The 4935-nt window shown below is 74.8% G+C and carries 6 protein-coding genes; 1 reads left to right on the top strand and 5 read right to left on the bottom strand.

Annotation, left to right across the window (positions count from 1 at the left end):
- Positions 1-409, top strand: a 409-nt coding sequence (locus tag N866_RS16270; RefSeq protein WP_162177327.1) for an anti-sigma factor domain-containing protein, incomplete at its 5' end; no start/stop codon positions are given.
- A 64-nt stretch (positions 410-473) separates the two neighbouring features.
- Here N866_RS16270 and N866_RS16265 read toward each other — a convergent pair.
- From N866_RS16265 to N866_RS16245, 5 genes are all read right to left on the bottom strand, one after another.
- Positions 474-698 (bottom strand): DUF6458 family protein, encoded by a 225-nt coding sequence (locus N866_RS16265; RefSeq protein ID WP_034228308.1) that lies wholly within the window; start codon positions 696-698, stop codon positions 474-476.
- Between the two features lie 95 nt (positions 699-793).
- Complete coding sequence (locus N866_RS16260; RefSeq protein ID WP_052023164.1) at positions 794-2800, bottom strand: bifunctional copper resistance protein CopD/cytochrome c oxidase assembly protein; 2007 nt, start codon at positions 2798-2800, stop codon at positions 794-796.
- Positions 2801-2867: 67 nt separating this feature from the next.
- The gene (locus tag N866_RS16255) at positions 2868-3338 is read right to left on the bottom strand and encodes a hypothetical protein (RefSeq protein WP_034228307.1); all 471 of its coding nucleotides are present in this window, start codon (positions 3336-3338) and stop codon (positions 2868-2870) included.
- A 120-nt stretch (positions 3339-3458) separates the two neighbouring features.
- On the bottom strand, positions 3459-3833 hold the full coding sequence (locus N866_RS16250) for a VOC family protein (RefSeq protein WP_034228311.1): 375 nt from the start codon (positions 3831-3833) through the stop codon (positions 3459-3461).
- A 109-nt stretch (positions 3834-3942) separates the two neighbouring features.
- The coding region (locus N866_RS16245) for a dihydrolipoamide acetyltransferase family protein (RefSeq protein ID WP_052023163.1) at positions 3943-4935 on the bottom strand (993 nt) is incomplete at its 5' end.

Here is a 4935-nt window from a genome sequence, read left to right as displayed (position 1 = left end):
CGCCGGTCTCCTCGTCGGTGGCACGGGCGGCGTGCTCGTGGCCGGCGGTGCAGGCGGCGCCGGCGAGCCCGAGGGCGTCGTCGTCGCGCAGGGCCAGCTCGACCCGCTGCCCGGCTGGGAGGCCGGTGGCGAGGCCGTCGTCGAGGAGACGGCGGACGGGACGCGGGAGCTGGTCGTCACGCTCGAGGGCGGGGACGGCCTGGAGGGCTACCGCGAGGTGTGGCTCATCGACCGCGAGGTCAGCCGCCTGGTGAGCCTCGGCGTCCTCGAGGGGGGCGAGGGACGGTTCGTCGTCCCGGCCGGCCTCGACCTGGCCGAGTTCCCCGTGGTGGACGTGTCCGACGAGCCGTACAACGGCGACCCGTCGCACTCCGGCGACAGCATCATCCGGGGCCTGCTCGACACCTGAGCCCGACCCTGGCTCGCGCGCCCGGCGGCGGGTGCGCCGCCGGGCGGGGAGTGGGGTGTGCCGCTCAGTAGGCCGGCGGCGGGGTGCGCTCGTCGTACCGCTCGACGCGGTGCGCCGTGTGCGTGCGCTGCTGGTTGTGCACCAGGCCCAGGATGAGGGCCAGGATGCCACCGGCGATCATGATGTAGCCGACGATGTTGAGGTTCACCACGTCCCACGTGTCGGGAGCGATCGCGAACGCCAGGATCGCGCCGACGACGATGAGGAAGATCCCCGATCCGATGCCCATGTTCGTGCCTCCTTGTCCGGACGCGGCCGTCCGATACGCACGATGATGTCGCTGGTCGCGCGATCCCGCCCGTCGAGAGCGGGTGAAGGGGGACGTCAGCGGGCGCCGTCGCGGTCGGCCATCCGGGCGAGCATCGCGTTGTACTCGGCGAGCTCCTTGCCGCCGTCGCGGTCGGCCGCGCGGTCCTCGCGGCGCGCCGTCCGCTCGTCGTCACGGGTCCACTGGATCGCGATGGCGATCGCCAGGGCGAGCATCGGGACCTCGCTGATCCCCCAGGCGATGGCACCGCCGTCGCGCTGGTCCTCCAGCGCGGACGGTCCCCACGGGCGACCCAGCAGACCGAACCACTCGGGGACCAGGAGCGTCTCCTGCGTGACGAGGGCGACGCCGAAGAAGGCGTGGAAGACCATCGTGCCGAACAGCAGGACGAGCCGGATGGGGTAGCCGGGCCGGGACGGCCCGGGGTCGATGCCGACGAGCGCGTTGACGAAGAGGTACCCGGCGAGCGTGAAGTGCACGACCATGAGCAGGTGACCGAGCGTGGTCGTCAGGGCGTACTCGAACGCCGGGGTGTAGTAGAAGACGACCATCGACCCGGCGAAGTTCACGGCCGCGACCAGCGGGTTCGCGAAGAACGACGCCCAGCGCGAGTGCACCGTGCCCAGCAGCCACTCCCGCGGGCCGCGGGACCCGTCCTTGCGCACGGGCAGCGCGCGCGAGGCGAGCGTCACCGGGGCGGCGAGCGCCAGGAAGATCGGGACGACCATCACCATGATCATGTGCTGGATCATGTGGGCGCTGAACAGCACGTGGCCGTAGACGGCCGGGCCGCCGGACGTCACCCAGGCGAGCAGCAGCAGGCCGACGACGGCGCTCAGGGTCCGCGCGACCGGCCAGCGGTCGCCGCGGGCGCGCAGCCGCAGCACCCAGCGCAGGTACACCACCAGGGCTGCGGCGCACCCGAAGGCGACCAGCAGGTCCCAGCGGAAGGTCGTCAGCCACAGCTCGGTCGTCGGACGCGGGGGCAGCGGGTGCCCGGTGACGATCTCCGCGGGCGTCAGCTCTCCGGTGGGCGCCTGCGGCACCGGGGGCGGGGTGTCGCCCAGGACCGCGGCGAGGCCGGACACCGCCCCCATGACCGCGAGCTCCACCGCGACGAGGCGCCAGAAGAGCGGGGGGACGCGGCCGGACGCCGTCGGCGCGAGGCGGGGGATCACGGCGCGCCGGTGCCCGAGGCCGGCCAGCCCGAGCAGCGCGAAGAGGAGGACCTTGGCGACCAGGAGGCGCCCGTAGTCAGTGCCGAGGAGGTCGCCGGGACCGTCGACCCGCAGCGCCGCGTTGACCGTGCCGGAGACCGCCAGGGCCAGGTACGCCCACCCGGCGATCGGGGAGAAGCGGGCCGCCGCGGGACCGAGGTCGTCGCCCAGCCGGTGCGCGACGAGCGCCAGGGCGGCGAGCCCCCCGATCCACACGGCGGCGCCGACGAGGTGCAGGAACATCGAGGTCACGGCGAGGTCGTGGTTCGCGTCGCCGGCGGCGTGGCCGGTCTGCGACTGCAGGGCGAGCGCCGCGAGGGCGAGCAGCCCGGTGGCGAGCGCGCCGCGCGGCGTGGCGACCAGGAGGGCGAAGACGCACACCAGCGCCGCGACGACGACGAGCGCCACGAGCGTCCGGCCGAGCGGGACCTGGGTGACGAAGAGCCCCAGCTCCGAGCCGAAGCCCGCGGCGGACGGCGGCGTGCCGCTCACCGTCGCGTAGCCGAGCACCAGGTCGCCGATCGCGGCGATCGTCCACACGCCGGCCGCGACGGCCGCCACGAGGGTGGTGGCCGGCCAGGCGCGCCCGTCGGACGCCGCCCGCCCCGTGCCGCGCGGCAGGACCGCGGCGAGGAGCAGCAGCGCCCCGACGACGACGGCGCCGGCGAGCTCGCCGAGGGCGGTGACGACCGGTGTCCCCCAGCGCGTCACGGCACCCGGGTCCGCCAGGCCGCTCGGGGCGGTGATGCCCGCGACCACGGCGGCGAGCAGGGCGACCGCGACCGCGAGCACGGCACCGACGACCAGCCCGACCCGTGCGGTCAGGACGGGAGCGGCAGGGGGCACCGTCCCAGCGTACGGCGGCGGGGGCCGCCGTCCGGCACGTCCCGGGGAGGCCTCTCAGGGCCCACGGTCAGGCCACGGCCTCGCAGAGCTGGACGAGGATCTCGGGCTGCTGGTCCGTGCCCGCGGCGTCGTTGCCCAGCGTCGCCACGAGCGCGACCGAGGCCGACGCGCCGTCGTCGGGCGTGAACCGCACGTCGACCTGGACGTCGTCCTCCTGGGCGACCTCGTGCTCCCAGCCGTCGGCGGTCTCGACGTCCTCGAGCACGACCGCCTCGCCGTCGTCGTCGAGCGTCACCGTGACGACGCCGGCCTCGCCCACGGGGTAGCGGCCGTCCGGCGCGGGCGACAGGTCCGAGCACCCCGTCGGGGCCTCCCCGGTCCCGGCGTCGAAGGGTTCGGGCGACGTCGTGGGGGAGAGCTCCTCGAGCTCGAGGTCGCGGTCGGTCGCCGTCCCGGGCTGCTCGTCGTCGGTCGCGCAGCCCGTCAGTGCGACGGTGGCGAGCAGCGAGGCGGCGGCGAGCGTGGCGAGACGGCGCATGGTGGGCTCCAGAGGATCGGGAGGGGGTCCACCCCGAGTCGAGCACGCCCCGACGGCATCGGCACCCCGGGCGGAGGGCCTGCTGCCTGCCTCGTCTCAGACGGACGGCTGCCGGGCGCGTCAGGCGTCGGAGGCCGTCTGCCACAGGCCGACGACGTTGCCCTCGCTGTCCTCGAAGTACGCGGCGAAGCCCATGTCGCCGACGGCCTGCTTCTCGCGCAGCGGACGGCCGCCCTGGGCCTCGACCCGGGCGAGCGTCGCGTCGATGTCCTCGACGTCGATGACCACCACGGGAGCGCCGCCGACGGTCTCGCCCCGCGGGACGAGGCCGCCGTTGATGAAGCCCTCGCCGGACGTCGGCCCGGTGGCCGCCATGACGTACTCCGGGGCGTCCGGCCAGGGCGTGAGCTCCCAGCCGAAGACCTGCGTGTAGAACGCCCGTGCGCGCTGCGACTCGTCGATCGGGAGCTCGAAGTGGACGACGCGGCCGGTCATGTCCTCACCCTCCTGCTGCCGCGGACCGGCACCGGGTGCCGGGGCGTCGGTCGGCGCCACCTCCGGTCTACTCCCGTGCGGGGGTGCGGACAAGGGAACGGGAGGAGCCTCAGCCCCAGACGAGCCCCTTCGCGGGGTCCTCCAGCACGGCGGCGACGTCGGCGAGCAGGCGCGACCCGAGACCGCCGTCGACGAGGCGGTGGTCGAAGGACAGCGCGAGCTGGGTCACGTGCCGCTTGCGGATCTTGCCCTTGTGCACCCACGGCTGCTCGCGGATCGCGCCGAAGGCGAGGATCGCGGACTCGCCGGGGTTGAGGATCGGGGTCCCGGTGTCGATGCCGAACACGCCGACGTTGGTGATCGTGATGGTGCCGTCGGACATGTCGGTGGGCGTCGTCCGCCCGGCGCGCGCGGTGGCGGTGAGCTCGGCGAGCGCGACGGCGAGGTCGTGCAGGCTCAGGCGGTGCGCGTCCTTGACGTTCGGGACGACGAGGCCCCGCGGCGTCTGCGCGGCGATGCCGAGGTTGACGTAGTGCTTGTAGACGATCTCCTGGGTCTCGTCGACCCAGCTCGCGTTGACCTCCGGGTGCCGGCGCACCGCGATGAGCAGCGCCTTGGCCGCGATGAGGAGCGGGGTCACGCGGACGTCGGCGAACTCGCGGTCCTCGCGCAGCTGCGCGACGAGCCGCATGGTGCGCGTGACGTCGACCGTGTGGAAGACGGACACGTGCGGTGCGGTGAACGCGCTGGAGACCATCGCCTCGGCGGTGCGCTTGCGCACCGAGCGGACCGGGACACGCGTGCTGCGCCCGTCCGGCGAGACCGTGCCCGACGCGAGCCACGGCTCGTCGGTCGGGTAGTCCGTGAGCTCCCGGCCCTTGTTCGCCTCGGCGCGGGACAGGACGTCCTCGCGCGTCACGATCCCGCCGGGTCCGGACGCCGGGACGGTCGAGAGGTCGACGCCGAGGTCCTTGGCGAGGCGCCGCACCGGGGGCTTGGCCAGGACGCGCGCCGACGACGACGCCGCGCCCGGACCGGTGGCCCGGCCGTCGGTGGTGGGGGTCGCGGGGGTGGAGGTCGCGTCGGCGGCGGGGGCCGCCTC

Source organism: Actinotalea ferrariae CF5-4 (genome assembly GCF_000603945.1).
Taxonomy (GTDB): domain Bacteria; phylum Actinomycetota; class Actinomycetes; order Actinomycetales; family Cellulomonadaceae; genus Actinotalea; species Actinotalea ferrariae.
Note: the sequence above shows the minus strand (reverse complement) of the source record. Positions and strands in the feature narration are given on the sequence as shown.